Source organism: Rhizobium mayense (assembly GCF_030272705.1).
In the GTDB taxonomy this organism is placed as follows: domain Bacteria; phylum Pseudomonadota; class Alphaproteobacteria; order Rhizobiales; family Rhizobiaceae; genus Rhizobium; species Rhizobium mayense.
In genome coordinates this window covers 13,035-38,110 of the sequence record NZ_JARFYM010000004.1, presented here as the reverse complement: position 1 = coordinate 38,110, position 25,076 = coordinate 13,035, and the positions used below count along the sequence as shown (strand labels likewise).

Below are 25,076 nucleotides of genomic sequence, written 5' to 3'. Positions count from 1 at the left end.
CCATGTGGTTTCGTTGGAGACAGGTTTGAACCGATGCGCTATCCTGGTAAAGTAGTGAGATTATCGTAGTATAATGGCTAACAGGATGGGCGAACACGCCACAAGCGAAAATCTGCTTGGCAGTTATCTGAGGGACCGACGCGCGAAGCTCGATCCGGCTGCCTTCGGCTTTTCTCCGGCGCGGCGCCGCACCGCTGGGCTGCGTCGGGAGGAGGTGGCGCAACGCGCCAATATCAGCCCGACCTGGTACACATGGCTCGAGCAGGGGCGCGGCGGGGCGCCTTCGGCCGATGTGCTCGACCGGATCGCTCGTGCCCTTATGCTTACGGATATCGAGCGCGAGCATCTCTTCCTGCTTGGTCTCGGTCATCCACCTGAAGTGCGCTACCGGAAAGACGAAGGCGTCACGCCGCGATTGCAACGCGTGCTCGATGCTTTGGAGCCGACACCCGTCCTCATCAGAACGGCGACATGGGACGTAGTCGCCTGGAACCGCGCGGTGGCCGTGATGTCGACGGACTACGGATCACTGCCGCCGGAACAGCGCAATATACTGCGCTTCATCTTCCTCGATCCGCGTGCCCGCGCTGCGCAATATGACTGGGAAAGCGTGGCGCGCTTCGTCGTGGGCGCGTTCAAGATGGATGCGGCTCGCGCAGGGGCCGCGGCGGAAGTAGAACCTCTCGTCGATGAACTTTGCCAATTGAGCCCGGAGTTCAAAGTGATGTGGCGCGACAACGAGCTCCGCAGCCATGGCGAGACCGTCAAGCACATAAAACACCCGGTTCTCGGCCCACTTGCGTTTGAATATTCAGCCTTTGCGGTCGATGGCCGCCCCGATCTCAGTATGGTGGTCTACAATCCGGTGACGCCGGCGGATTTGGACAGGATCAGATCCCTCATCAAGCGATGATTTTACCGAAGCTCTGGACAGCGCGCGTCAAGCGCCCCGCCGCCTCCGGAGCAAACTCTGGTGGCGTCGGGGCGCGATATTTACGACGTGCACTTAAGGCCCTTCGGAATTACTATTTTTGCGTGAACAAGCCGAGATTGACGAGTTGCACGCGCCTGTTGCCGGCGGCTTCTGTGTTGGAGCCTGGGATCGGGAAAGCTTCGCCCACGCCGACGGCATATAGCCGCTGCGGATCGACGGCAAAGGTGGTTCCCAGAGCTTCCTTGATGGCTGCGGCGCGCTTATCGCTGAGCTCGAGATTGTGTTTCGCGTCGCCGGTCGAACTGGAATGACCGATCACCAGAAACTTGTAGGCCCAAAGGTTCGGATGATGCAGGGCGTCCGCAATCAATCCGAGGGTGCGATAGGATTCCGGCTCGATAGCGACCGAGTCATTTTCGAAATTGATCTCGACGACCATCTGCGGCAACTGGCCGATCTTGCTCCAATTGGGCAGCGCCGACATCGGCTGGCCTGCCCCTCTCATTGCCTCCTGGCGTAACAGTTCGAGATCGACGGCTTGGGCGTTCGCCTTGAGTTTGCCCAGACCCGAAACGATCCGTTGTTGCGATACATCCTGGGCGACGGCGAGGCTTGCGGGCAACATGCCGACGGCGAGGAGAACTGCCAGTATTTTGAAGGAACGCGCTAGCATGGTCTTACCTCCAGCCTGCATCGGTGATTGCCTGGCTGCACTTGTCGGTGGTGAGCCTGTTCTTGACGAGGCACGCAAGAATATTGCCATCGCCCTTGATGCCTCTGCAGCGCTGGGCGATGTCGAACCTGCAGACGTCGCTGTAGGAAGCCTGCGCCTGCTGACGCAGGCTGATCGACTGTGTGACGCTGGCGACCGAGCTCTTGCAGGTCGGCGAGACCTTCTCCGCGTTCTGCTGGAGACAGTCGGCGATGCGGCCGCCGCCGAGGTTCAGACCCCTGCAGAATTTGTGGATGTCGGAACCGCAGTCACCGGCAAGTTTCGTGATCGCATCCGCGTAGCTTATGGTATCGGCCTGCACGAGACCGGCGTACGCAATGCAGGCAAGCGTAACAGCCGCGAAAAGATTGCTTCTCCTCGACATCATCAACCCCCATGGAGATCTGCCCGCCGGGATCGGCGTGCCGGCAAAACCTGCCGAAAAGCTGAGGCGCGCGGAAGTATGTGGGTGTAAAGTACTGTAAAATACGCGCTATGGATGGGCGCGGACAGGATCAAGCAACCGGGTCAGCCGGCTGTTGTCTCCCCATTCTCGACAGAGCGGCTGGAAAGGCGAACGGTTGTCGGCATTTAGGGCCCGATGACGCAAAGCCGATTTATTCTTCACTCCCTAGGACGAGACTGGCGGCACCGATCAAGCCTGCATGACGTCCGAGTTGCGCGGGAACGATCGGCACATCGCGATAGGCCGGCATGGCGCGATTGCGAATGGTCGCCGTCATGGCCTCCTGCAGGAGGTCGAAGCCATGTGATATGCCGCCACCCATCACCAGTATGTCCGGGGAGTAGAGGTGCAGCAGATTGGTAAAGCCGATACCCAGCCATCTCGCCTCGGCATCAAGCAGTTCGAGGGCCAGGGCATCGCCCCGTCGCGCGGCTTCAACGACGTGCCGCCCGGTCACATCCGCATTCGCAGACAGTCGGCGCAGCGCCGATCCATCGAACTGCCGGGTGCATGCCGTTGCCCGTCTGCCAAGAGCCGTCCCTGAGGCGACCGCTTCGAAACAACCGATCGCGCCGCAAAAACACCGCTCCCCCTCGTTTGTGATCGTCATGTGGCCGATTTCCGCCGCCAGACCACGTCTGCCATGCAGGATCCGCCCATCGGCAATCACGCCGCCGCCGATACCGGTCGATACGGTGACGAATACCATCGACCGTGCACCGCGCCCGGCGCCGTATCGCCATTCGCCAAGTGCCGCCGCATTTGCATCGTTTTCCAGTCGCACCGACAATTGCAGATGGCTGGAGAGGATGTCAGCCAGCGGAACCTCGTGCCATCCAGCCAAGGTCGGCGCCGCAATAACGATGCCGGCTTCGGGATCGAGAGGGCCGGGCGCGCCGATCCCGATTCCGACAGGAGAAAGATCGGGCGTTTGTGCGAGCACCGCTGCCGCCAACAATTCGATCTGTTGGATCACAGCGGCCGGTCCTTCAGCGGCATGCGTCGGAACGACCGAGAACGACAGCAAGTTTCCTTCCTCGCTCACCAGCGCGGCGCGAAGCTCCGTTCCACCGAGATCAAATGCGAGGGCAACCTTTTTCACGAAACCCGACTTTCCAATCCGTGCAGCCAGGCGATTCGGTCGCCCAGGTTCTTGTCGCCGAAGGCGAGCGATCCGAGGACGACCGTTTGGGCTCCCACCGCGCGCAACAGCGGCACGGTCTGTTCGCGAATCCCGCCATCGGCCGCCAAGATCACCTGATCCTCCCGACCGGACTGTTTCAGCAGCGAGCGCGCCTCGATCAAACGGTCGCATGCCTTTTCGGAAAGACTTTGCCCTTTGACGCCGATCGAGGTGCCAAGCAGGGTCACGAAGGCGACATGGTCTATGAATGGCCGGACCGCTGAAACGGGGGTCTCCAATCGCAGAACGACGCCGGCTTCGGCGCCCAGTTTCTTTGCCAGCGCGATGGCGCGCAAACCTGCTTCGCCATTCTCGGCATGAACGCTGATAAGATCGGCACCGGCTTCGATGAATTGGCGCGTCTGTTCCTCGACGATTTCTGCTTCGACCATCAGATGAACGTGGATAGGCTTGGCGGTTGCCTTGGCGATACGGGCGACGAAATCCGGAAAGAACAGGAAGCCCGGGGTAAAGCGTGCATCCGCGACATCGATATGATGCAGGTCGGCATAGGGCTCTATGCGCCTAAGATCGGCCTCCATATTGGCGAGATCGGCCGACCACAGCGAGAATTCGCCGAGTATCCGGTTGCGAGGAAGTGCGGCGATGGCCGCCGGGCCGGAAAGAGTCTTTGATGTCATGATGAGAAGAGGCTCCGGATGGTCTTCGTTGCGAGGAAACTGGCGATCGCGCCTTGAACTTCGGCGAAATGCCGTGTCTTGTCGGCCGCCTTGGGAGTGACTTCGACAAAGCTTGCGCCGGGAATCGTTTCAGCGAGAGTCCGTGCGCAGGCAAGCGGATGGATAGCGTCCTGTTCGTTCCCGATGACAAGGGTAGGGACTGTGAGAGCGGCGACCGCTGCTTGAGTCACGTCCGGGCCGCCGGCCGCGATGTCGGCCAGCACGGATGCGAAAGCGGCGGCGTTCGGCCGGTCGAAATAGCCGAGCAGGGAGGCAAAGTTATCGGGCGCGTCCGCGCACATGCGCATGCCGATTTCTGATCCGGCGAAGCGCTCCTTGGCTTCTGAAATCGAATACGAGCGGAGCAAGGCCGCGACAGCGCGAACCGGCTCCAGATTGGCCGGCGCGGCGGTAAAGGTCCAGGCGGGGCGGACAAGAACGAGGGCTGTGACACGGTGCGGGTTGTGTTGGGCGAGATGAAGGGCAAGTGCAGCTCCCATGGAAATTCCGCCGGCGACAAAGCGATCAAATCCGCGTTCCGTCGCCGCGGCCAGCACATCCTCGGCAAACATTCGAAGTGAAAAGGGCCTGATGTCGCCAAGTGATGAAGCGCCATGTCCGCGGCATTCGACCGTGACGCGCCGCTCCGCTCCACCGGATGGAAAGGTTTGCGCAACCTGCGCCTTATCGCCGCCCAGCCCGTGCTGAAAGAGGACGGGCACTCCTTGCCCGCTGTCGAAAACGGCAAGGCTGGCGTCGCCGCACATGAAATGCGTAGGAGCCCCCATCAGACCAATTCCTTGAGAAAGGCGGCCACCTGCGGCGCCTCTGCCGCCGATAGGCCGTGGGTGACGAGCGGACCGTCGAAACCTACGGACCGCAGTCGGGCGATAAAATCGGGGAAATCCACCACGCCTGTCCCGGCGGTCGCAAAACGCCCGTCGGCGTGGCGATCTTTGGCGTGCGCCATGGCGATGTGCCCGGCGGCTGTCTCGACTGCGCTCTCGACAATGGCGCGCGCTTCCGCGGGTGTCGCGCTTTCGAAGAGATTGGCCGGGTCGAGGACGATGCGCAGCCTTTCCGATCTCATCTCGGAAATCAACCGCTTGGCATCAGCGGCGGATGTCACGATATTCGCCTGCTCGGGCTCGATACCGAGATCGACACCGTGGTCTTCAGCCAGCGCCAGCGCTTTCGACATTTCCGTGGCCATATCCATCCAGGCGGCCGGATTGGTATTTTCGGGGTGGTGTGCCCACTGATCAGCGGGATGGCGCGTGCCGGTGCAGAGTGTGACGAGCGGAATAGAGAGTGCCGCAGCCGCCTCGATGACGACGGAGAGCTGAGCGAGGCCCTTTTGACGTACGAACGGGTCGGGGTGGGCCATGTTGTAGGTGCCGGACAGGGCGGCAAGCGTAACGCCTGTCGCTTGCGCCGCCGCGCGGATCGCCGTTATCAAAGGCGCCGGCACGGCGTCCGGCATGGAGGGCAGCCCGCAGCAGGCTAGATTGAACTGCGTGCCGGCATAGCCACTGTCACGCACCGCGGAGAGCACGCTTAGCGGATCGGTGCCGGGAAAAGTCTTGGCGAAGATCCCGATCTGCATCAGACGGCTCCCGTCACGGTCGCGAGCTCGACGCGCTCCCCGGTCTCCACCGACCGGGCGATCGCCACCATCGCCCGGATGGAGGCGACACCGTCTTCGACATTGGCGCCACGCATCGGCGCGCCCTTGAGTGCCGTGTCAGCGAGGCCTTCGAGCTGCCGGCGGAAGAAATGCCCGTCCGCGCCGAGCGGCTTTCTGGTCGTTGCATCCTTCTCATGAAAGATCTCGACTTCGCTCGATCGGAAATACCAGGGATTGAAGGTCTTCGCGAGCACGGAGCCGTATTCGCCGTAGAGCTGGAAACCCTCGTGCCAATCCATGCGGACGGCGACCGTCAGGTCGAGATGGCCGAGGGCGCCATTGGCGAATTCGGTTTCCACGAACCAGCAATAGGCGCCGGCGCGCTCTAGCAGGCGGGCGCGCACGGCGACGATATCGCCGCAGAGGAAGCGGGCGGTATCGACCAGATGGGAGCCATGCGCCAGCATGAAATATTGCCTGAGATCGGCTTTTGGATTGCCGCCCGGCTTGCGCGCAAGCTTGCTCGTGATGGGAAGCGGCTGCACCGCATCAGTATTGGTATAGCGGTGGGTGGAATCGCAATACCATGCCTTCAGCGCCAGGATATGGCCGATATCGTCGCGCACGAAGTCGCGCGCGGCCTGAAGCGCCGGATCGAAGCGCTTCATGTGCCCGACCTGCAGAATCTTGCCCGAGCCCTTGACGGCGTCGGCAAGCTGCTGTCCTTCCTCGACCGAAACGCCGATAGGCTTTTCGCAAAGCACGTGCTTGCCGGCTTCGAGCGCCTTGACCGACATCTGCACATGAAAGGCGTCGGACGTTGCAACGATGACCGCTTCCAGCTCTGGATCGGCCAGCATGGCGTCATAGTCGCCGAACATCTTCTGCGGCTCATAGGTCGCGCCCATGCGCGCAAGCAAATCGGGTGCAGCGTCACAGATCGCATAGAGATCGGCGTTTCTGGCTTTCACGCAGGATTCCAGATGCGCAAATTGTGCAATCGGCCCGCAGCCCAGGACACCGACGCGAAGACGGCGATTCTCCTTCTCGATCATGATCCTCTCCCTTAAGCGCCGTCGCTGCGCATCGTTTCGCGGTTGCCCTTTACGGCTGACGCATTTTTGAAATCAGGCATGGTTTCGCTCCCCAGGAAGAAGACTGGCGGCCTCCATGATCTCTCTGCCAGTTTATCATATGTTTCATAAAAATTTGTCGCGCGTCAAGAAATGAGATGATTAGGCCATGACGAGACCTATTGAGCAGCCGTCCGTCGGGCGCGCGGCAGTCATCGGATCCAGGGCGGGATCAGAATGTGGTACAGAGGCCTGATCGCCGAGGGAGGAAGCCGATATGACAGAAGAGCTTGATGAGGGTGTTCGATGGCTTCTCGATATTAGCAATCGGTCGAATACCCGACCGCTTGAAACCGGCACGCCTCGGCAAGCCCGTATCGACTACAATGCTGGCTTTCCGGCGCTTCAGGGTGCTAAGGAGGCGGTTGCTTCAGTGGAGGATCGTCAGATCAGCGGTCCCTACGGTCCGATCACTGTGCGCATTTATCGCGGCGTCGGAGCACCCCCGAAGGATGGTCCGGGTCTTCTCTACCTTCACGGCGGCGGCTGGGTGATCGGCAATCTCGACTCTCACGACGAGATCTGCCGGTGGTTCGCCAATCTCGCCGAATGTACCGTGATCTGTCCGGACTATCGCTTGGCGCCTGAACACAAGTTTCCCGCGGGATTGATGGATTGCGCCGCAGGGTTGGCGTTCATGGCAGAGTCGGCCACGGATTTCGGTATCGATCTCAGGCGGATCGCGGTTGCTGGCGACAGTGCCGGCGGCAATCTTGCGGCCGTGCTCGCGCTGATGTCGCGTTCAGGCGCCGCCCCATGGCTTGCGGCGCAACTGCTTATCTATCCCAATACGGACGCCGCGCAGACGGCCGACAGTTATCGCCGCTATGCCACCGGCTTCGGTTTGACCGCGACCACGATGAAATGGTTTCGCGATCACTATGTTCGCACCGCTGCCGATATCGTCGATTGGAAGGTCTCGCCCTTGCGGGCAGAGAGCGCTGCAGGGGCCGCGCCGGCATTCATCGCTACTGCCGGGTACGACATTCTTGCGGACGAAGGCTTAGCCTATGCCTCGCGGCTCCGCCAGGACGGGGTTCGCGTCGTTTCGCGCCATTGGCCGGGTCAGATTCACGGCTTTGTGTCGATGGGAAGGTTCATACCGGTCGCGCGGCAGGCGATAGAGGAAGCGGTGGCGGCGTGGCGCAGCTTTGAAGCGGCTCCGGATTGATCGGATCCGCGACGCCGCTTTATGCCGATTGCCGCATGACCAACGTCCCATCCAGGCTGACTTGATGGGCGATCGTCACTGCCGAAGCCTCTGTGTCTCCGAGAAGCGTCAGTAATGTATCGACGCTGTTTGCTGTCATGGAAGCAAAGTCTTGCGCCATTGTCGTCAGCGGCGGGCAGGTGTAGCGGCTCAAGGGGTGATCGTCATGGGCCGCAACACGGAGGTCGTCGCCCTTCTTGCGCCCGACCTTCAGCCCATGCGCGAACGCCGCAGCCATAACGCCAAAGGCGAGGCGATCGTTGGCGCAGAGGATGGTTTTGCCGGGGAGCTTCTTTTCGTCGAGGATGGCGTCCATCTGCTCATATCCGACGCGCTCGAAGTCCCATCTGTAGGCGGCGTTGGTCTTGATCACCACCGGCTCATAGCCCGATGCCTCCATCGTGGCGACATAGCTTGCCAGTCTCTCCGGGGAGTTATGGTTGACATGCGGTATGTCGAGGTAGGCCGGCGGCTCTCCGGACCTGCAGAGATATTCGACAATAGTTGCGACGCTCTGGTGATTATTGTTGCCGATGAATGGCGTGTTGCCTTCGATATAGGTGTCGAAATAGACGATCGGCAGATTCTGCGCGAGCCTTTCGAAGGCGCGAGGATCGGATTTCTGTCCTAGCGGTGCGGCGAGCGCACCCGCCACCTTCAACGACAGCATCGTGCTGACGGCCTCGGCTTCGAGTTCCGGCAGGCCGTGCGAGGAAAACACGATCGGCCAATATCCCTCGTTCCGCAACCGCAATTCCAGGCGATTGACCATCTCGGCGTAAAACGGGTCGGTGAGAGCGGGGACCAGAATGCCGACATTGCGCGTTCGTTTCCGGTTGAGGTTTCGCGCGTAAAGATTAGGCTGATAGTCCGACGAGCGGAGCGCGGCCTCGATGAGCGCGCGGGTCGTCGGCTTCACGCTCGTTGGATCATCAAAATACTTGGAAAGGGTCGGGCGCGAGACGCCGCAGGACTTTGCAAAATCCTCCATGGTCCTATGCGTCAATTTTTCCATCGGAAGTCGCCCATTCTTCAAACTATTGCTTCTGCCAGCGATCGTTATGCGTCTGCGCGGATGGCGCAATCGGCGAGGTAAGTTTCAGGCAACTTCTTTCGGGCCTTGCGTCACGCCAAAACATTACGTGCGAAAAATTATTAATTGACGCAAAAAAATGCAAGCCCTAGAAAATCTGCGTGACCGGTCTGCCACCTCAACCACCAAAAGAGATTTCTCTGGAAGCGAGTTCGTCCCTCATGAAGAAGATCGTCAGCGCCGGGGAGATCGTTGTCGAAATCATGGCAGATCAGCTCGATCAGAGCTTGGCCAAACCTGGGCTGCTTCACGGGCCATTCCCGTCCGGCGCACCGGCGATCTTTATCGCTCAAGCAGCGCGGCTCGGCCAGCCCACCGGCTTGATCAGCGCCGTTGGCGAAGACGATTTCGGCCAAATGAACATCGACAGGCTGCGCGATTGGGGCGCCGACGTCTCCGCTGTCACGGTTCACAAGGGGCAGGCGACCGGCACGGCCTTTGTGGCCTATCGGGCAGATGGCTCTCGCCACTTCGTCTTCAATATCAAAAATAGTGCGGCTGGGTTGATGGAGATCGGCTATGCAGCGCAAGCCTTGTTGGCCGGCGCCGATCACTTTCATGTCATGGGCTCTTCCTTGTTTTCCGAAAGGGCTATCGCCGTCATTCTCGCAGGCATCGAGGCGGTCAAGCGCCGTGGCGGCACCGTTTCCTTCGACCCGAATATACGAAAAGAAATGATCGAGTTGCCTGGCATGCGCGAGGCGCTGTACCAGGTCTTGGCGCGAACCGACCTCTTCCTGCCCAGCGGTGAGGAGCTTTTCATTTTCACCAAGGCCGAAGATGAGGCATCCGCGGTCGCTGAGATGCTTCAGCGCGGTATATCGGCAGTTATCGTCAAAAAAGGATCGGAGGGCGCGGTTTACTACGAGCCGCACCGTCAGGTCGCCGCGGCCGGTTTCTCAGTCCGGGAGGTCGATCCTACGGGGGCGGGCGATTGTTTTGGCGCGGGCTTCGTCTCGCTTTGGCTAAGGGGTGCGCAGCCCGAGGAGGCATTGAAGTTTGCCTGCGCCTGCGGCGCGCTGGCTGTGACGCGTAAGGGACCGATGGAGGGAATTGCCACCTTTGCCGAAATCCAGGCATTCATATCCGAGGCGACGGAGGGCTCAGCGTCTTGAGCGCCGCTACAAAACGACTGGCAAGCATGCCGCAGAATCGTGGCTTCGGTCGGCCATTCGGCATCACCTCGGTCTGCTCCGCCCATCCTGTAGTGATCGAGGCAGCACTAATTCACGGCAGGGGCCGGAATAGTGATGTGTTGATCGAAGCGACGTGCAATCAGGTCAATCAGGATGGCGGCTATACCGGCATGACGCCTGCTGCTTTCCGCGTGTTCGTCGAAAAGATCGCAGCGAAAGTCGGCTTTCCCCTGGACCAGCTCATTCTTGGCGGGGATCATCTTGGGCCAAATCCCTGGAGGCACCTGGCCGCCGGCGATGCGATGCACAAAGCCAGCGAAATGATTGACGCCTATGCAGCCGCCGGCTTCACTAAGCTCCATCTCGATACAAGCATGGCCTGCGCGGGCGATCCTCCGGCTGTCCCCAATGAGACGATTGCATCCCGGGCAGCCCAATTGGCTGCGGTGTCCGAAACAAGGGTGCGCCAATCCGGCACGCAGGCTCCGAGCTACATCATCGGCACCGAGGTTCCTGTTCCAGGTGGTGCAGTCGAAGCGCTCGACCATTTGCACATCACCACCCCTGCGGACGCCCGTGAAACCGTGGAGCTTCACCGCGCTGCATTCTCCCGGCTTGGACTGGATGAGGCTTTCGCACGCGCAATCGGCATTGTTGTTCAGCCGGGTGTGGAGTTCGGAAATGCGGAGGTTATTCCCTATAGGCGCGAAGCGGCGGCCGAACTCGTCGCTACATTGAGCGACATAGAGCAATTTGTTTTCGAGGCCCATTCGACGGACTATCAGAGCGGGGAGGCGCTTCGCCACCTTGTCGGCGACGGATTTGCGATTTTGAAAGTCGGTCCTTGGCTGACGTTTGCGCTGCGCGAGGCGCTGTATGGACTAAGCGCTATTGCCGGGATCCTGGTGCCGGACGCGATCCGCGAAACCTTGCCAGTCGCCATGGAGCGGGTCATGCTTTCATCGCCGGACCATTGGCAGAAATATTATCCGGGGGATGCGCATCAACAATATGTCCAGCGGCATTACTCGTTTAGCGACCGCATCCGTTATTATTGGACAGCACCCGCCGCGCAAAATGCAGTGAACGAACTAATGTCAGCGCTTCAGGGAGTGACAATTCCGCGACCGCTGATCAGCCAGCATCTCGGCCATCTTGAGCCGATGGTCGGGTCCGGATCTCTGGCGTCACAGGCGGATGCAATCGTCCTTGGCAGTGTTATTCGCGTGCTCGATATCTATGCGGACGCTATCGATTTTGCTCAACAACGGTAGCGGTGCAGCGCAAAGCTAACGCCGCTTCTCCGAGATCCGAAGGGAACCGGCGTGCGTGATATCTGTGACAAGGTCATCATAGCTCGCAACGCTCGGATGCTGCGTCTGCAGCAAGGTCCGATGAGTTGCGCTGATCACCATCACCGCAGCGCCTGCCGTTTCAGCGGCTTCTATCCCCGCCGGAGCATCCTCGAAAACAAGGCATTCCTCTATGGGCTGAGCCAATCTCTCGGCCGCCGATAAAAAGCAGTCCGGCGCCGGTTTGCCATTCTCGACATCCTCGCCGGCAATCAGCAGTGGCGGCAAGGGCAGGCCCGCGGCTTTGAGGCGGACAACCGCCAAGTCTCGCGGCGCCGATGTTACGATCGCCCAGCGATCCCTGGGCAAAGCCTCCAGGAAACGGCCGGCTCCTGCGATCGGCTCGATGCCTGCCACGTCGGCGATTTCGGCCAATGTGAGAAGCCTCATTTCTTCGGCCGGATCGACCCCAGGCAGGCCAAGCCGCGAGATTGTTTCGACTGCCTTTCTTCCGTGAACCGTCGCCAGCAAACTTTCGACATCGACATTGTGCCGCAAAGCCCATGCCGTCCAAACCCGTTCGGCCACAGCGATGGAATTCAAGACCGTTCCATCCATGTCGAACAGGAAAGCGCCGAAGGATCGGTTGGGGTAGAAATCAATGGGTGACCGATCGAAACCGCCTGACAATGAGGTCGTCAAGGTGTTTCCTCGCTCTTGTGGGCGGCGGACAAGCGATCGAGAATGGCCTGCGCTGTGTTGGCGTCCGTCACGAGGGCATTGATCATGCCTGATCGGGCTGCGCCGATGATGCCGGCGGCCTTGGCTGGCGTTGCGGCAACCGCGATGCACAGGGGCACCTGCCGCAATTGCTGCGGAGAGGCGGCAATCATGCGCTCTTCACCATCCCAATGAAGGACATCGCCGGTCTCCGTAATATAGTGGCGCAGAACATCGCCTGCGGCATGGCTTAGGGCTTTCTCCCCCGGAAGAGCCGCCGTCGCTTCGGACGGATTTGCCGCATGTCTCAGTCCTACACCGACGATCGCGGCATCCAGCTTGTCCCAGAGCGACGTCACCTGCTGGACGGTGGGATCTGCCAGGAAAGCGTCGCGCAGCTCCGATGACGAAATGTAGGGCGCGTGCAGGAAATGCGGGATTCCCCCCATTTGCTCGGCTGCCAAGCGCACGAATTCGTTGATTTGGAAATGCGGCGCTGCCTGCTGCATCCCGCCGTTGAGGGCAGTGGTTACGATGCCGGGCAACCGCGGCAAGCCCGCAAGCGTAACTTCGCGAACAGCGCGTCCCCAGCCGATGCCAAGGGTCGAACCCGATCGCAGACCCGCTTGTTGCAGCATGGACCCGACCGGCGGAGCAAGTGCGGCGAGGACATTGGACGACGGGGTGTCGATCACAGCGGCCGTACGCAATTTTAGGCCGTCAACCAGCGCCGCACTCAAGTCTTCCGACGGGGAGAGATCAATCACCTCAATCCGAACGATCCCGGCCGAGCGGGCTTTTTGGAGCAAGCGTGAAACCGTAGCCGTTGATAAGCCGAGCTTTTTGGCGATGTCGACCTGCGACATGTCGGATTGGTAATGCAGCTTTGCAACCATATGCAGCAACGCACGGTTTGTTGCAGCCTCTTGCGACTGAGATGAATTCAGGTTGAAATTCCTTTCTGCAATGTGTTACACATGCGGCGTATGAAGAAGTTATCGCTCAAAACGGCCGATTTCGCAACGATCATGCGGCGCATGAGGGATATCAAGGTTCATTGGCCATCCCATGCGAATCCTGAGAGCGGGATGGGCTTTCAGCATCTTGTTTCGGGCGCCCTAAACGGAGGATTAGATGTCCAGATTGACGACAGCTGAAATGCGAGGGTACCAGCAGATTTGCGGCAATGACGGAGCCATGATGGTGATCGCCTGCGATCAACGCGGCGGCATGCGCAGTCTGCTTGCAAAGGATCCGGAGGCGCAAGCCGCTATCTCTGACAAGACCCTCGGCGATACGAAGGCCGACATCGCCAGGTTTCTGGCAAGCAAGGCATCCTGCGTGCTGGTCGATCCGATCTGTGCCGTTCCGGCTTTGGTCGATGACCGCATCATCCAACGCGATACAGCCCTTCTGATCGGCCTGGATGCGTCAGGATGGGGTACGTCGCCGGAAGGCTATCGCCTTTCCAAGCTGGTTCCGGGCATCTCGGCCCGCAGCGTCCGCCAACTCGGCGCCACCGGCGGCAAGATCATGGTCTATCTCCGCTCGGATCGGGAGGAAGCGAACGCGCACAACATCAATATCCTGCGTCAGTGCATCGACGATTTCGCACGCGAGGACCTGCTGCTCGTTGTCGAGTTCCTGACCTACAGGTTTGATGACGAAAATGAGGCCGAGTATAAAGCGAAGCTGCCGTCGCTGGTCGTCGGAGGAAGCAGGATTTGCCTGGATTGCGGCGCCAAGGTGCTGAAGATTCCCTATCCTGGAACTGCTGAAGCTTGCGCGGAGGTCACGAAGCTCGCAGGGGACGTGCCGTGGGCAGTGTTGTCGGCCGGCGTCGACCACTCGACGTTCCTGAAACAAGTTGAAGATGCCATGCGAAATGGGGCTTCCGGCGTCATCGCAGGACGCTCATTATGGAAAGACTGCATTTCGCTCGACCGGTCCGTCACGAGGGATAGATTGCAGTCAGTGGCGGTTCCGCGGCTTCGTGAAATTCAAGCGGTGATATCAGCCCATTTCAAAGGCGTTAAGTCCGAAGGTATCGACCAGGGACAGAAAGCAGATGCCTGAAATAGCCATTGGCGTGGATATTGGCGGTACGAACATCCGAGCGGCCCTCGTGTCCAGTCGAGGCGAGCTTCTCAGAAAGCTATCGGAACAAACTCCGGCGGATCCCTTGCAGGTTGTCGAGCGTGTCAAGGCAATGGTGACACAACTCGACGTGGCTGGGGTTGTCGGGATCGGAGTTGGCATCCCCGGCCGCGTCGACATCGCAAATCGCACGGTTCTATCCGGCGGCATTCTGAACCTGGCCGACATCGATTTCGCCGATCGGCTGGAGGCAGGTCTCTGCAAGAAGGTCGTCCTCGAAAACGACTGCAGCATGGCGCTCATCGCCGAAATGAGCATCGGTGTCGCCAAGGGCTATCAGAGCGTCGCGATGCTGACGATAGGAACAGGTATTGGCGGCGCGGTTGCCGATAACGGTCGGATTTATCACGGCCATATGGCGGCCGGGCAGCTGGGCCATATCTCCGTCCTGCAGGATGGCCCTCTATGCGCCTGCGGAAGACGTGGCTGCGTGGAGACCTTCAGCTCGGGAACGGCCCTGCGTCGACACATGAAAGAAGCCGGGCTCCCGGCCCTATCCGTCTGTGAGGTGTTTGAAATGGCCTCCGGCGGAAATGCCGCCGCCAGGGCGGTGTTGCATGCCTGGGCGTCCCCTCTGCGTATGGCGCTCGACAATATTGCAGCAACGATGGATCCGGAAATCATCGTATTGGGAGGCGGCCTCGGTTCCGACGCGGCGCGCGCCCTTGCCGATCTTCCGGCGATGGCGCCATGGTTTCGGCCAACGATTGTGCCGGCGAAACTCGGTGATGACGCCGGTGTGATTGGGGCGGGCCTATCGACATTCGCGGGTCTCGACAGCTCTGCCGAAAAACGTGTCGTTCTCGTCAACGGCGTGCCGGCATCGGGGAAAAGCCGCCTGGCAAAATTGTTGTCGCAAAGGACCGGGTGGCCGGTCCTCTCCCTCGATGGCATCAAGAACCCGTTTCTGGAGCACATCGGCGGCGTGGACCGAGATTTCAATCGGACATTGGGGAGAGCAAGCTACCAGGCGATCTGGTCGTTCATTCGTGAGGCGCCGGCCGGATCTACATTCATCGTCGACGCATGGTTTGGGTTTCAGCCAAAAGCCGTGCTCGAAGCCTATATCAAAGACGCTGGCGTCGATCGCGTCGCGGAGCTTTGGTGCAAGGTCCCGGGCATTGTGGCGGGGGAGCGATATGCCAGTCGTCTGAAGAACAGGCTGCCAGGTCATCCGGGGGCCGAATATGTTCCGGAACTGGTGGCGCTCGCCGATCGCGCAGAACCCATGGGATGTGGCGCGGTGATGACGGTCGATCAGACAAAGGAACCCGACATCGTGGATGTGACGGCCTGGATTTCAAAGGTGTTCGACCAGGCATGAATGCAGCCGCCTTCCAGGCGGCCGAGAAAGCACGACCTGATTTCAAACGACCGCGCAGCACTCCGTTGGCGTGCAGGGTGCGGAGCATTGTCGATCGCGCTAATTGGCAAGTTATTTCAAACAGATACTGGAAATTCGTTGCGGAAAAAAATTACTTGACGGCCCGCTATAAGCCGCTGATTATCCGTTCTGCCGAACAGGGGAGGTTCGGCTTCAAGAGGAGGAAATTATGGAGCGTCGTTCATTTCTAAAAGCCACCGCTGTGGCAACGCTTGCCACTGGCGTGTCGGCTGTCGCCGGAAGCGTCAAGGCACAAGACAAGAAATTCACCATTGCCTTGATTCCGGGCCTGACCACGGACGCCTTCTACATCACCATGCGCAAGGGTGCCGAAGCGGCTGCCAAGGCGGTGGGTGCGGAGCTTGTGTTCCAAGGAGCGCCCGACTTCAATCCGGTCACGCAGGTTCCGGTTCTCGACGCTATCATCGCGAAGAAGCCTGATGCAATCCTGATTGCGCCGACCGACAAGGATCAGTTGATCCAGCCGCTGAAGAAGGCTGCCGATGCAGGCATTCCGGTCATCACCGTCGATACGTTCATCGGCACCGGTGTCTACCAAACGGGCAAAGGCGACGCCGATTTCCCGCTTTCCTATATCGCCTCGGACAACCTCCTCGGAGGCGCGATCGCTGCACGCGCGCTTGCAAAGGCTATCGGCGAAAAGGGCAAGGTCTATGTTTCCAACGTGAAGCCCGGCATCTCGACGACCGACCAGCGCGAGCAGGGCTTCAAGGACGAGATGAAGAAATATCCGAACATCAGCGTTCTGGAAACACAGTACAACGACGATGACGCCAACAAGGCGGCATCCCAGCTGCAGGCAGTCTATGCTCGCAATTCGGATCTCGACGGCGTTTTCGGTGCCAATCTGTTTTCCGCGCTCGGCGCTGCGAACGGCGTGCAGCAGGCGGGTCAGACGGGCAAGATCCGTGTCGTCGCCTTCGATGCGCCGACAACGATCGTCGACAACATCAACTCCGGTCTTGTCGATCTTGCGATTGCCCAGCATCCGGCCGAGATCGGCTACTTCGGTGTCATGGCAGCTTTTGCCCATCTGACCGGCAATTCAATTCCGACTTCCATCGGTACCGGCTTCACGGTCATCGACAAGTCGAATGTCACCGACAAGAATGTCGCGAAATTCATCTACTCCGATTGATCGGATGGAGTCTGGCGCCCCGCTCAATGGGCGAGGCGCATCTTTGACCACGGTAGAGAATGAGCGTGGCGGCTTCTGGCCGTCCTCGCTCGAGTTCGGGTTGATACATGACAATCGATAATATCGAGGCCCCCAAAACGGACCAGCAACATGTGGCGCCGCAGGCGGACCATAGCGATCAGGCAAAGACTATCGTCAATCGCATCGCTCAATTGCGTGCGTGGCTTTTCCTTGCCGCGCTGATCGTGATTTTCGAGATCTGGGCGCGCATCGATTTCGGCGGCACCTTCATCGGCTCATCGTTCAACTGGCAATCGGTTGCGGTTTTTGCCGTGGCGCCGCTGCTGCTTGCCATCGGCCAGACCTTCGTCATCATATCCGGCGGCATCGACCTTTCGACCGGCTTCATTATGGGTTTCGCGGCGGTCATCGCCGCGCACGTCACCAATATCGCCGGTCTCTATATGCCTCTACCGGTGGCGATGGTTCTGGGCATTCTCGTTGCAATGCTTGCCGCCGCCTTGCCCGGTCTCATCAACGGCCTGCTGATTTCCCGCTTGAAGGTCCCGCCCTTCATCGGCACGCTCGGCATGTTCGGCGTCGCCCGCGGCACTGCATTTCTGCTTGCCGGCGGCACGACCGTGCCCGTCAAGAATTCCTATTTCGCCGAGCTTGGTAACGGCCGCTTTTACGGCGTGCCCTATCTCGTCATTGTTACCATCGTCTTTGTCATCATCATGCATTACCTGCTGAGCCAGACACGCTTCGGCCAGCATAATTATGCGATCGGCGCCAACGCGCAGGCAGCGCGACGGGCCGGCATCGATATCAGAACCCACCTTCTGAGGCTCTACATACTTTCGGCGGTCTGCGCCGGCCTCGGCGGCGCGCTCTATGCGGCCCGCTTTACCGCCGGCGCTGCCCAGGCCGGCGAACCGCTGCTGCTCGATAGCGTGGCCGCGGTCGTCATCGGCGGCGCCAGTCTGTTCGGCGGTTCGGGCACGATCACCGGCACCATCGCCGGCGCGCTGGTCATCGCCGTCATTCAATACGGCCTGGTTTTCATGAATGTCGAGCCGTTCTGGCAGTTCATCGCAGTCGGTATCGTCATCATCATTTCGGTACTCATCGATCAGGCGCAGCGCCGGTTCAGCGGAGCAAAACAGGATGAATAGCGAAACACCCCTTCTCGAAGTCCGGAATCTGTCGCGGTATTTCGGAGCTGTACGGGCGCTCGACAATTGCTCCATGATCGTCCACCCCGGCGAGGTTGTCGCCTTGGCGGGAGACAATGGCGCCGGCAAGACGACGATGATCAAGGCGATCTCCGGCGTCTATCCGCCGACGGCCGGTGAAATCCTGATCGAGGGAAAGCCTGTCACCTTCTCCTCGCCACAGGATGCGCGGGAAAAGGGAATAGAGACGATCTACCAGGATCTGGCGCTTGCCGACAATCTGACGATCGGTGCCAATATCTTCCTTGGCCGCGAACCCATGAAGAAGCTTTTCGGCTTCCTGCCCGTCCTAGACCGGAAGGCGATGGCAGAGGCAGCCCGCGAAACGATGGCGCGGCTTGACTTCCATGTGAAAAGGCTGGATGCGCCGGTCAGCAACTTTTCCGGCGGCCAACGCCAGGCGGTGGCCATCGGCCGCGCGGTCTATTGGAACGCCCGGATCCTGATCATGGACGAGCCCACCGCAGCTCTCGGTGTGCCGGAGCAGCGCAAGGTGGTGGCATTGATCAAGTCGCTGAAGGCACAAGGTCGTGGCGTGATCTTCATCTCGCACAACCTCCAGGACATTTTTTCGGTGTCCGACCGCATCATCGTCCTACGACGTGGCATCGTTGCCGGAGAGCGCAAGATCAGCGAAACGACCCATGAGGAAATCGTCAAGCTGATGATCGGCGGCTAAAACGCGCCGCCACATCGGGCTGCGCCTGGTGGACGTGGAGGCGTGAGCCGGGCTGCCACGCCAAAGCGGCCGCGACAAGCGGGACGTCGTCAGTCATGCTATCGCGAGCGCGGGGAGAGTGCGCTGATCGCTTCCTCGGCGGCGCGGACACCACTCTCGTAGCCACCGTGCGCAGTAGAAAAGTCGCTTGTGTGCGTTGCTTCGCCTGCAAAGAACAGCCGGTTGTCGAACGGCCTGGCCAAAGCAATTCGAGCGTCCGCCTGGCCGGGCAAAGCGTGGCTGTAGCCACCGCCGATCGATGACGTATGAGCCCAGTCGGAAGCGATGAGTGGCCGAAGGCAGTCGCGTACGGAAGAGCCGAAGAGCGATGCAAGTTGGCCTATCGCTCGGTCGAATGCCGCACGGTGCCCTTCGGCTGCCGCAACCCGTGCGCCGGCGCCTCCGAGAAAGCATTCGATCACCGGTGAGCCGAAGGGGCGAATATAGTAAGTGCCGGTCGTCGGATCATGGGGATCACCGAGAACGTGGCTCTCAGGCGCGAAGGGGCTTTCGCCAACAATCTCCAGGAACAGCTTTTCGTTATTGCCGAGCGGCAGGCGGGCGGCAGCCTCGCGCCATGGGTCGAGCGCCGATGACAAGGAGATAGCGCCGCCCGCGAGCACATTCGTCGAAACCGTGAGAATGGCAGCGCGGGCTCGCACGGTGCCGCGCGCGGTCTGGAGCAGGATGCGGCTCTGGCCGAGAGTCAGTGCTTCCACGGGGGTGGCGAGATGAAGCTCGACGCCGACCGGCAGGCTCGCCGATATCAGGGCACCATAGCCAGTGGGTACGCGCCAGTTGCAATCGGTGGAGGCTTCGTCATAGGCCGCATAATCCTTCATTGAAATGCGTTCAAGCTCATCGCCGCTGATATAGCCGCTCAAGGCCTGCAGATAGGCTGTCCAAGGCCCGTCGGGATCCAGCGCGTCCGAGGCTCTGTCGCTGGCAGGCTGCCCCGTCGCAACGCGGTGGCTCCATCGCGCGAAGGCACGCCGAGCGTCCTCGCGCTCGGCTTTCGGAAACCCAAGGCTGCGATATTGTTCGCCCCAGGCGGTCAAGCGACGGTCGACCTCGAATCCCGATTCTTCGGCGATTCGTGTCCATGGGTTGCGATCGGCGGAGTGAAGCCAGCCGCAGCCGAGATCGACAGCCCCTACTGATGTCTTGTACGTCCAGGCGCGGCCGCCAAGGCGCGGCAGCGCATCGAAGATCGATATGGAAAGCCCGGTTTGGGCAAGGCGCCGTGCGGCGCCGATGCCAGCTGCGCCGGCGCCAATGATTGCGATGTCTGGTTCTGAATTCATTGCAGCGACTGGGACTCGATGTGGTCACGCATCATGCGTTAATCTTGGCATACTGCGCAAGCAAGCCTCTCACCGACGATCAAATGCGGGCAGTGGCCGCAATCGCAGCCGACCATGGAGAGACGACGTCGCTGCAGCCTTCTGCTCCGTCGCGATCGGCGACGATCAGATTGGGACAGGCGAAGTTGATCGGCAGCACACCATGTTCCACGACCGAAAGCGGCCCGGCACCCTCCAATGCGGCAAGAACATCTTCCGGCAATCTCCGGTCGGCACTGGTATCGTCGGGGCCGGACACGTCGATACGCGGGGCGTGAGCGGCTGCCGGCACGGTCATGTGGAAATCGAGCGTCCAAGCGAGCATCTGGTACACGCTCGCAAGAATGCGACGCCCCCCTGACGCGCCCGCGGCCATACGCGGCCATCCGCCATCCTTCGGCGTGACGATCACCGGGCACATGTTGCAGAGCGGTCGCGCGCCAGGCTTGATCGCATTGGCGCTATCGGGCCGGGGATCGAACCACATCATGCCGTTGTTCATCAGTACACCGGTCGACGGCAGGACCACGCGGCTTCCCATTGATGAGAGCAGTGTCGTGGTGACGGCGACGAGATTGCCGTCACCGTCGACCACGGTGAGGTGGGTTGTACAGGTGTCGCCGGGCTCGACGGCAGCGCGCGCCGCGCCAAGTCCCTCGAGACGGCTGGCGTAAGCGCGCCGCAATACGCGCGACAGGCCTGTAAACCAGTCGGCTCCCGGGCCGGACGCCGTTGGAGGATAATCGGCCATGCCCGCGATGACATCGGCAAGTGTAGGCGCGGCGGTCAGACCTCCCGCCGTGTGAATGAAATGGGTTCCGCGCCAGTCGATGGTCGGTGCGTCGCGAACCACGGCTTGGCAACCGGCGAGATCCTCGGCATCGACAACGCCGCCCATCGCGGCAATGTCTACTGCAAGGCGAGCGGCGATATCCCCGCGATAGAAGTCGTCGAAGCCGGCTTCCGCCAGGCGTTCCAGCGTTGAAGCTAGTCGGCCAAGCTGGAAAAAGCCGGGGACACCCTGATAAGGCTGTACCGGAGGAAGGCCGTTGGGCAGATAGATACGCGCGCTTTCCTCATAGAGCCTGAGGACGGAGGCCGATGAGGCGATCTTGAGCGTCGTATACCAATCCTGCGCCAAGCCTCGCTTGGCGAGCGTAATAGCCGGGGCCAGCAGGTCGGCGACCGGCATCTGCGTGCCGAAGGCTTCCTTCAGTTTGGCATAGCCTGCGACTGCGGAAGGCGTGCAAAAGGACAGGGGTCCATGAATGTTCTTGTCGCCTTCGACTTCAGGCCAGGTGAAGAGATCGCGCTTCATCGCGCCGGTCAAAGGATAATCCGCTGGATCGGCGCGATGAGGCGCGACAGGGCCGAAATCCACGACCTTGGCCTGGGTTGCGCCCGCGCCAAGGACGACAGCGAAGCCTATGCCGCCGAGGCCGCTATTCCAGGGCTCGACCGCCGCCAGCGCGAAGCAGGCGGCGACGGCTGCATCGGCTGCATTGCCACCTGCCTCGAGTATTGCCGCACCTGCCTTCGCTGCGTCGCTGCTCTGCGAAACCACGATACCGTTCTTGCCCTTTGCGGATGGCTTGGTCAGTATCCAATTTTGCGATTGATAAGACAAACGGTCTGTTGTCATGAGTTTTCCCCGTATGGAAGGAGGCAAAGCTGCCCGAGGCGCAATCCTGTCGGACAGGCGCTGCGAAGCCACAGATATTCGGTGGCTCGATATCAGATATCAATCGAGCCGAGCGTCTTCCTCGGGCCGACCGCGACGGTCTTAGGCATCCTTGACGTAGGCCGCGACTTCGGCGTGTGTGGCAAACCACACGTCACCTTTCGACTTTGCATGCCGGATGATCTCATCGAGAATCCAGACGCGAGAGCGTGCGGTGATGATGTGCGGATGCATGGTGAGCTGGAACAAGCCGCCGGCCTCATAGGCCGCCTCGAACTCCCGCAGGAAGATATCCAGCACGTCCTTCGGTGGTGTGTATGGCCGCAGCGATTGGAAACGATGCATCATGAAGTAAACGGCGTCGTCGCGAACCCATTCTACAGGGACTTCGACGATCCCCGTAGGGGTTCCGTCCATGACGAGTTCATAGCAATCCTCATCCGCCATAAGGGAGGAGTCGTAAAGCAGACCGAGCTCCGTCTCGATCTTCAGCGTATTGGGGCTGAAGTCCCAGGATGGCGTTCTCAAGCCGACCGGGCGCAGGCCGGTTATCTTTTCGAGCGTATCGGTCGAACGGAACATCAGATCCCGTTCCGCTTCGTAGGGCAGCACGGAGTTCAGTTCGTGAATCCAGCCGTGAATGCCGATTTCATGGCCTTCGGCGACGACGCGGCGCTGCTCGTCGGGGTGCAGAAGGGCGGCGACGGCGGGAACATAGAAGCTCGCCTTGACGTCGTGTCGCTTCAGCAACTCGAGAACACGCGGGACGCCGACGCGATTGCCGTATTGGCCCCAGGACATGCGCCCAATGGACTTGCCACCGTCACGCAGCTCGTTGGTTTCGTGATCGGAATCAAAGGAAAGCGCAACAGCGCAACGGGCGCCGTTTTTCCAGGTCGACGGCGCCAGCCGCCGACCAGCGCGCGTCTGGTTCACCAGCTTGCGCCAGTGAGCTTCATCCCATTGCCACGGCTCGCGTGCATCCATTTCATTGCTCATAGGACACGATCCTTCTTTGTAGGAGCTTCATTTGCCGCCATCGACGGGCAAAACCTGACCGTTGACGAAGCTGGCGAGGTCGGAGGCGAAAAACAAGACGGCTTTGGCAATCTCGTCCGCCGTTCCCAAACGCTTCAAGGCGATATTCTGAACGATTTCGCGCTGGCGGTCAGCGCCGTAGGACGCCCACTGACGTTCTGTCGCAGCATTGGTCCGAACGAAACCTGGCGCCACGCTGTTGACGCGGATGCCATGGGGTCCGAGTTCATGCGCCAGTTGCCGGGTCAGACCCAGGACCGCGTGTTTGGCGGAGCAATAGGCCTGCACGCCGGTGAGCGACGCCTGCAGGGCGGCGCCTGAGGTAATCGTGACGATCGCACCCGACCCCTGCCGCTTCATGGCTGGAGCGGCCGCGCGGCAAAGCGCAAAGGCCGCCCCTAGATTGATATTGATGATTCGGTCCCAATCCTCGTCGGCCACGTCCTCGAGCGGCTTTTCCGCCTGTCCAGCCACACCGCCGGCGTTGCAGACGAGGACGTCGATGCCTCGGCCGGTTCGTTCTTCGATGGACGATATCCATCCGGCCGCCGCACGCCGGTCAAGAAGATCGACCTTGGATAGGGTGATGTTGCCGTCCAAATCATCGTCCGCATCAAGGATGTCGCAACCGAAAACGGCTGCGCCGGCACTAGCAAAGCGGGTGGCGATGGCGCGGCCGAAGCCGATCGCCGCGCCGCTGACCGCCACTGTCTTGCCTGTGAAATCCAGCATGTTGGTGGCCTTCCGTCTATCTTGTCTGCAAAGGGGCAACGGCTCAGCGTGGCCAAGCCGCAGCCTTGGCGCCATCAGCGCAACTCTTCGTGCGCCGTCTCCTTCAGCGTCGCGATGACGATCGCCGAGACTATGGCCGCGATGATCAGGTAGTAGGTCGGAGAAATCGGCGAGCCGGTCGAGCTAATCAGCCACGTCGCGATGAACGGCGCAAAACCGCCGAAGATACTGGTTGCCAGGCTGTAACCGGTGGACATCCACGTCGAACGCGAATGGGTCGGAAAGATCTCCGCGATCGCCGCCGGGCCCGGACCGGAGAACATCGCTATCATCAATCCGAATATGAGCTGGACGATGATCACAGTCGCCAACGACGTGCCGGAAAGCATGAAGGAGAAAAGGGGATAGGTCAGAAGCGCGAAAGCAATGCAGCAACCGATGAGCAGGGGTTTGCGCCCGATCCTATCCGAGAGCAATCCCATCGCCGGAATGGCCACGACGAGAAGGATCAGCCCGATCGTGTTTGACCAGAGCGACTGCGTGCGCGCCAGCCCGGCATATTTTTCCGTGAAGGTCGGCATGTAATAGAGGATGACATAATAGGAAACGGTCCACAGGATCGTGAAACCGAACGCCTTGGCCGCAAGGATCCAGCCGGGCGTCTGCGGACCTGACGGGGCTTCCTTGGCCTTGCGATAGATGGGGGTCTCCTCGATATCGCTGCGCATATACATGCCGACGGGTACGAGAAAGATGCCGAGAAGGAACGGAATACGCCATCCCCAGGACTCCATCTGATCGCCTGAGAGAAGCGTGCTACAAATAGCGGCGATTGCCGATCCCAGGAGCAGGCCGCCGGCCACGCTGGCCTGCTGGAAGCTCCCGAAAAAGCCGCGCCGATTCTGAGGTGCCCATTCCACGATAAAGGCTGTCGCGCCGCCCCATTCGCCGCCTGCAGCAAAACCCTGCATCAGCCGGCAGATGACCAGCAGCAGCGGAGCAAGCACGCCGATCGAATTGTAGCTGGGAATGACGCCGATGCCGATCGTCCCCAGGGCCATGAGGAAGATGGTCAAAAGCAGCGCCGCTTTTCTTCCTTTGGTATCGCCCATCCGGCCGATGATGATGCCGCCCAGCGGCCGGGCAACGAAGCCGATGCCGAAGGTGGCAAATGTGGCGAGTAGCGCCCCGACCTCGTCGCCACTGGGAAAGAAATTCCTGGCGATGATTGTCGCGACGTAGCCATAGATCGCGAAATCGTACCATTCCAGGATATTGCCGGCGACGGCGGCGCTGACGGCGCGCCAGCTTTCCATGCTGGTGCGGACGTCGCCTTCCGCCACGTTTGTCGAGATGCTGTTGCCCATACCTGTTCCCTTTGGCTTGTCTTGCAATTTGATTTTTGGTATTGTAATGCAATACTGAAAATTATAAAAGGAACGG

Annotated in this window: 24 protein-coding genes; 9 read left to right on the top strand and 15 right to left on the bottom strand. The window is 60.4% G+C overall.

Annotated elements, in window-relative coordinates; translation table 11 throughout:
- Nucleotides 1-85: 85 nt before the first annotated feature.
- Nucleotides 86-913 (top strand): helix-turn-helix transcriptional regulator, encoded by an 828-nt coding sequence (locus PY649_RS07460; RefSeq protein WP_285867597.1) that lies wholly within the window; start codon nucleotides 86-88, stop codon nucleotides 911-913.
- Between the two features lie 112 nt (nucleotides 914-1,025).
- Here PY649_RS07460 and PY649_RS07455 read toward each other — a convergent pair whose 3' ends face one another.
- From PY649_RS07455 to PY649_RS07425, 7 genes are all read right to left on the bottom strand, one after another.
- On the bottom strand, nucleotides 1,026-1,607 hold the full coding sequence (locus tag PY649_RS07455) for an OmpA family protein (RefSeq protein ID WP_285867596.1): 582 nt from the start codon (nucleotides 1,605-1,607) through the stop codon (nucleotides 1,026-1,028).
- 4 nt (nucleotides 1,608-1,611) lie between these two features.
- Entirely contained in the window at nucleotides 1,612-2,031 is a 420-nt protein-coding gene (locus tag PY649_RS07450) for a hypothetical protein (RefSeq protein WP_432761334.1), read from the bottom strand.
- A 232-nt stretch (nucleotides 2,032-2,263) separates the two neighbouring features.
- Complete coding sequence (locus PY649_RS07445; RefSeq protein WP_285867592.1) at nucleotides 2,264-3,214, bottom strand: ROK family protein; 951 nt, start codon at nucleotides 3,212-3,214, stop codon at nucleotides 2,264-2,266.
- A complete protein-coding gene (locus PY649_RS07440) occupies nucleotides 3,211-3,936 on the bottom strand; it encodes a ribulose-phosphate 3-epimerase (RefSeq protein ID WP_285867591.1) in 726 nt (241 codons plus the stop codon). Before PY649_RS07440 ends, PY649_RS07445 begins: the two co-directional genes overlap by 4 nt.
- Nucleotides 3,933-4,763, bottom strand: coding sequence for an alpha/beta fold hydrolase (locus tag PY649_RS07435; protein ID WP_285867590.1), 831 nt, complete (start codon nucleotides 4,761-4,763; stop codon nucleotides 3,933-3,935). Before PY649_RS07435 ends, PY649_RS07440 begins: the two co-directional genes overlap by 4 nt.
- A complete protein-coding gene (locus tag PY649_RS07430; protein ID WP_285867589.1) occupies nucleotides 4,763-5,581 on the bottom strand; it encodes a sugar phosphate isomerase/epimerase family protein in 819 nt (272 codons plus the stop codon). Before PY649_RS07430 ends, PY649_RS07435 begins: the two co-directional genes overlap by 1 nt.
- Nucleotides 5,581-6,657: a Gfo/Idh/MocA family protein gene (locus PY649_RS07425; protein WP_285867588.1), complete on the bottom strand. Its 1,077-nt coding sequence runs from the start codon at nucleotides 6,655-6,657 to the stop codon at nucleotides 5,581-5,583. Before PY649_RS07425 ends, PY649_RS07430 begins: the two co-directional genes overlap by 1 nt.
- Before the next feature lie 295 nt (nucleotides 6,658-6,952).
- Here PY649_RS07425 and PY649_RS07420 point away from each other — a divergent pair, with 295 nt between their 5' ends.
- Complete coding sequence (locus PY649_RS07420) at nucleotides 6,953-7,906, top strand: alpha/beta hydrolase (protein ID WP_285867587.1); 954 nt, start codon at nucleotides 6,953-6,955, stop codon at nucleotides 7,904-7,906.
- Between the two features lie 19 nt (nucleotides 7,907-7,925).
- Here the strand turns inward: PY649_RS07420 and PY649_RS07415 are convergent, their stop codons facing one another.
- On the bottom strand, nucleotides 7,926-8,960 hold the full coding sequence (locus tag PY649_RS07415; RefSeq protein WP_285867586.1) for a LacI family DNA-binding transcriptional regulator: 1,035 nt from the start codon (nucleotides 8,958-8,960) through the stop codon (nucleotides 7,926-7,928).
- A 239-nt stretch (nucleotides 8,961-9,199) separates the two neighbouring features.
- On the opposite strand from PY649_RS07415, the gene PY649_RS07410 reads away from it, so the two are divergent.
- A complete protein-coding gene (locus PY649_RS07410) occupies nucleotides 9,200-10,153 on the top strand; it encodes a sugar kinase (protein WP_285867585.1) in 954 nt (317 codons plus the stop codon).
- Between the two features lie 26 nt (nucleotides 10,154-10,179).
- Nucleotides 10,180-11,448: a D-tagatose-bisphosphate aldolase, class II, non-catalytic subunit gene (locus PY649_RS07405; RefSeq protein ID WP_285867584.1), complete on the top strand. Its 1,269-nt coding sequence runs from the start codon at nucleotides 10,180-10,182 to the stop codon at nucleotides 11,446-11,448.
- A 15-nt stretch (nucleotides 11,449-11,463) separates the two neighbouring features.
- Here PY649_RS07405 and PY649_RS07400 read toward each other — a convergent pair whose 3' ends face one another.
- Entirely contained in the window at nucleotides 11,464-12,168 is a 705-nt protein-coding gene (locus PY649_RS07400; RefSeq protein WP_349644413.1) for an HAD-IA family hydrolase, read from the bottom strand.
- Nucleotides 12,165-13,082, bottom strand: a complete 918-nt coding sequence (locus PY649_RS07395) for a sugar-binding transcriptional regulator (RefSeq protein ID WP_285867582.1) — start codon at nucleotides 13,080-13,082, stop codon at nucleotides 12,165-12,167. The genes PY649_RS07400 and PY649_RS07395 overlap by 4 nt, the downstream gene beginning before the upstream one ends.
- Nucleotides 13,083-13,320: 238 nt before the next feature.
- Between PY649_RS07395 and PY649_RS07390 the strand changes: the two genes are divergently transcribed.
- From PY649_RS07390 to PY649_RS07370, 5 genes are all read left to right on the top strand, one after another.
- The gene (locus PY649_RS07390) at nucleotides 13,321-14,262 is read left to right on the top strand and encodes a tagatose-bisphosphate aldolase (protein ID WP_285867581.1); all 942 of its coding nucleotides are present in this window, start codon (nucleotides 13,321-13,323) and stop codon (nucleotides 14,260-14,262) included.
- Nucleotides 14,255-15,667: an ROK family protein gene (locus PY649_RS07385; protein WP_285867580.1), complete on the top strand. Its 1,413-nt coding sequence runs from the start codon at nucleotides 14,255-14,257 to the stop codon at nucleotides 15,665-15,667. The genes PY649_RS07390 and PY649_RS07385 overlap by 8 nt, the downstream gene beginning before the upstream one ends.
- A 229-nt stretch (nucleotides 15,668-15,896) precedes the next feature.
- On the top strand, nucleotides 15,897-16,886 hold the full coding sequence (locus PY649_RS07380; protein ID WP_285867579.1) for a substrate-binding domain-containing protein: 990 nt from the start codon (nucleotides 15,897-15,899) through the stop codon (nucleotides 16,884-16,886).
- 107 nt (nucleotides 16,887-16,993) lie between these two features.
- Nucleotides 16,994-18,061: an ABC transporter permease subunit gene (locus PY649_RS07375; protein WP_285867578.1), complete on the top strand. Its 1,068-nt coding sequence runs from the start codon at nucleotides 16,994-16,996 to the stop codon at nucleotides 18,059-18,061.
- On the top strand, nucleotides 18,054-18,800 hold the full coding sequence (locus tag PY649_RS07370) for an ATP-binding cassette domain-containing protein (protein WP_285867577.1): 747 nt from the start codon (nucleotides 18,054-18,056) through the stop codon (nucleotides 18,798-18,800). Before PY649_RS07375 ends, PY649_RS07370 begins: the two co-directional genes overlap by 8 nt.
- 98 nt (nucleotides 18,801-18,898) lie before the next feature.
- Here the strand turns inward: PY649_RS07370 and PY649_RS07365 are convergent, their stop codons facing one another.
- From PY649_RS07365 to PY649_RS07345, 5 genes are all read right to left on the bottom strand, one after another.
- Nucleotides 18,899-20,143, bottom strand: coding sequence for a flavin monoamine oxidase family protein (locus PY649_RS07365; RefSeq protein WP_285867575.1), 1,245 nt, complete (start codon nucleotides 20,141-20,143; stop codon nucleotides 18,899-18,901).
- A gap of 79 nt (nucleotides 20,144-20,222) precedes the next feature.
- On the bottom strand, nucleotides 20,223-21,824 hold the full coding sequence (locus tag PY649_RS07360; protein ID WP_285867574.1) for a gamma-glutamyltransferase: 1,602 nt from the start codon (nucleotides 21,822-21,824) through the stop codon (nucleotides 20,223-20,225).
- 141 nt (nucleotides 21,825-21,965) lie between these two features.
- Nucleotides 21,966-22,862: a polysaccharide deacetylase family protein gene (locus PY649_RS07355; protein WP_285867573.1), complete on the bottom strand. Its 897-nt coding sequence runs from the start codon at nucleotides 22,860-22,862 to the stop codon at nucleotides 21,966-21,968.
- A 27-nt stretch (nucleotides 22,863-22,889) separates the two neighbouring features.
- Nucleotides 22,890-23,633, bottom strand: a complete 744-nt coding sequence (locus PY649_RS07350; RefSeq protein WP_285867572.1) for an SDR family NAD(P)-dependent oxidoreductase — start codon at nucleotides 23,631-23,633, stop codon at nucleotides 22,890-22,892.
- A 74-nt stretch (nucleotides 23,634-23,707) separates the two neighbouring features.
- Nucleotides 23,708-25,000: an MFS transporter gene (locus PY649_RS07345; RefSeq protein ID WP_285867571.1), complete on the bottom strand. Its 1,293-nt coding sequence runs from the start codon at nucleotides 24,998-25,000 to the stop codon at nucleotides 23,708-23,710.
- Nucleotides 25,001-25,076: the final 76 nt, after the last annotated feature.

Excerpts from the sequence above, each read along its gene's own strand:
- PY649_RS07410 (WP_285867585.1), top strand. The coding sequence starts at position 9,200 with ATGAAGAAGATCGTCAGCGCCGGGGAGATCGTTGTCGAAATCATGGCA.
- PY649_RS07390 (WP_285867581.1), top strand. The coding sequence starts at position 13,321 with ATGTCCAGATTGACGACAGCTGAAATGCGAGGGTACCAGCAGATTTGC.
- PY649_RS07375 (WP_285867578.1), top strand. The coding sequence starts at position 16,994 with ATGACAATCGATAATATCGAGGCCCCCAAAACGGACCAGCAACATGTG.
- PY649_RS07430 (WP_285867589.1), bottom strand. The coding sequence starts at position 5,581 with ATGCAGATCGGGATCTTCGCCAAGACTTTTCCCGGCACCGATCCGCTA.
- PY649_RS07460 (WP_285867597.1), top strand. The coding sequence starts at position 86 with ATGGGCGAACACGCCACAAGCGAAAATCTGCTTGGCAGTTATCTGAGG.
- PY649_RS07370 (WP_285867577.1), top strand. The coding sequence starts at position 18,054 with ATGAATAGCGAAACACCCCTTCTCGAAGTCCGGAATCTGTCGCGGTAT.
- PY649_RS07440 (WP_285867591.1), bottom strand. The coding sequence starts at position 3,936 with ATGACATCAAAGACTCTTTCCGGCCCGGCGGCCATCGCCGCACTTCCT.
- PY649_RS07415 (WP_285867586.1), bottom strand. The coding sequence starts at position 8,960 with ATGGAAAAATTGACGCATAGGACCATGGAGGATTTTGCAAAGTCCTGC.
- PY649_RS07350 (WP_285867572.1), bottom strand. The coding sequence starts at position 23,633 with ATGCTGGATTTCACAGGCAAGACAGTGGCGGTCAGCGGCGCGGCGATC.
- PY649_RS07420 (WP_285867587.1), top strand. The coding sequence starts at position 6,953 with ATGACAGAAGAGCTTGATGAGGGTGTTCGATGGCTTCTCGATATTAGC.
- PY649_RS07345 (WP_285867571.1), bottom strand. The coding sequence starts at position 25,000 with ATGGGCAACAGCATCTCGACAAACGTGGCGGAAGGCGACGTCCGCACC.
- PY649_RS07435 (WP_285867590.1), bottom strand. The coding sequence starts at position 4,763 with ATGGGGGCTCCTACGCATTTCATGTGCGGCGACGCCAGCCTTGCCGTT.
- PY649_RS07380 (WP_285867579.1), top strand. The coding sequence starts at position 15,897 with ATGGAGCGTCGTTCATTTCTAAAAGCCACCGCTGTGGCAACGCTTGCC.
- PY649_RS07360 (WP_285867574.1), bottom strand. The coding sequence starts at position 21,824 with ATGACAACAGACCGTTTGTCTTATCAATCGCAAAATTGGATACTGACC.
- PY649_RS07385 (WP_285867580.1), top strand. The coding sequence starts at position 14,255 with ATGCCTGAAATAGCCATTGGCGTGGATATTGGCGGTACGAACATCCGA.
- PY649_RS07365 (WP_285867575.1), bottom strand. The coding sequence starts at position 20,143 with ATGAATTCAGAACCAGACATCGCAATCATTGGCGCCGGCGCAGCTGGC.
- PY649_RS07355 (WP_285867573.1), bottom strand. The coding sequence starts at position 22,862 with ATGAGCAATGAAATGGATGCACGCGAGCCGTGGCAATGGGATGAAGCT.
- PY649_RS07425 (WP_285867588.1), bottom strand. The coding sequence starts at position 6,657 with ATGATCGAGAAGGAGAATCGCCGTCTTCGCGTCGGTGTCCTGGGCTGC.
- PY649_RS07450 (WP_432761334.1), bottom strand. The coding sequence starts at position 2,031 with ATGTCGAGGAGAAGCAATCTTTTCGCGGCTGTTACGCTTGCCTGCATT.
- PY649_RS07455 (WP_285867596.1), bottom strand. The coding sequence starts at position 1,607 with ATGCTAGCGCGTTCCTTCAAAATACTGGCAGTTCTCCTCGCCGTCGGC.
- PY649_RS07405 (WP_285867584.1), top strand. The coding sequence starts at position 10,180 with ATGCCGCAGAATCGTGGCTTCGGTCGGCCATTCGGCATCACCTCGGTC.
- PY649_RS07395 (WP_285867582.1), bottom strand. The coding sequence starts at position 13,082 with ATGGTTGCAAAGCTGCATTACCAATCCGACATGTCGCAGGTCGACATC.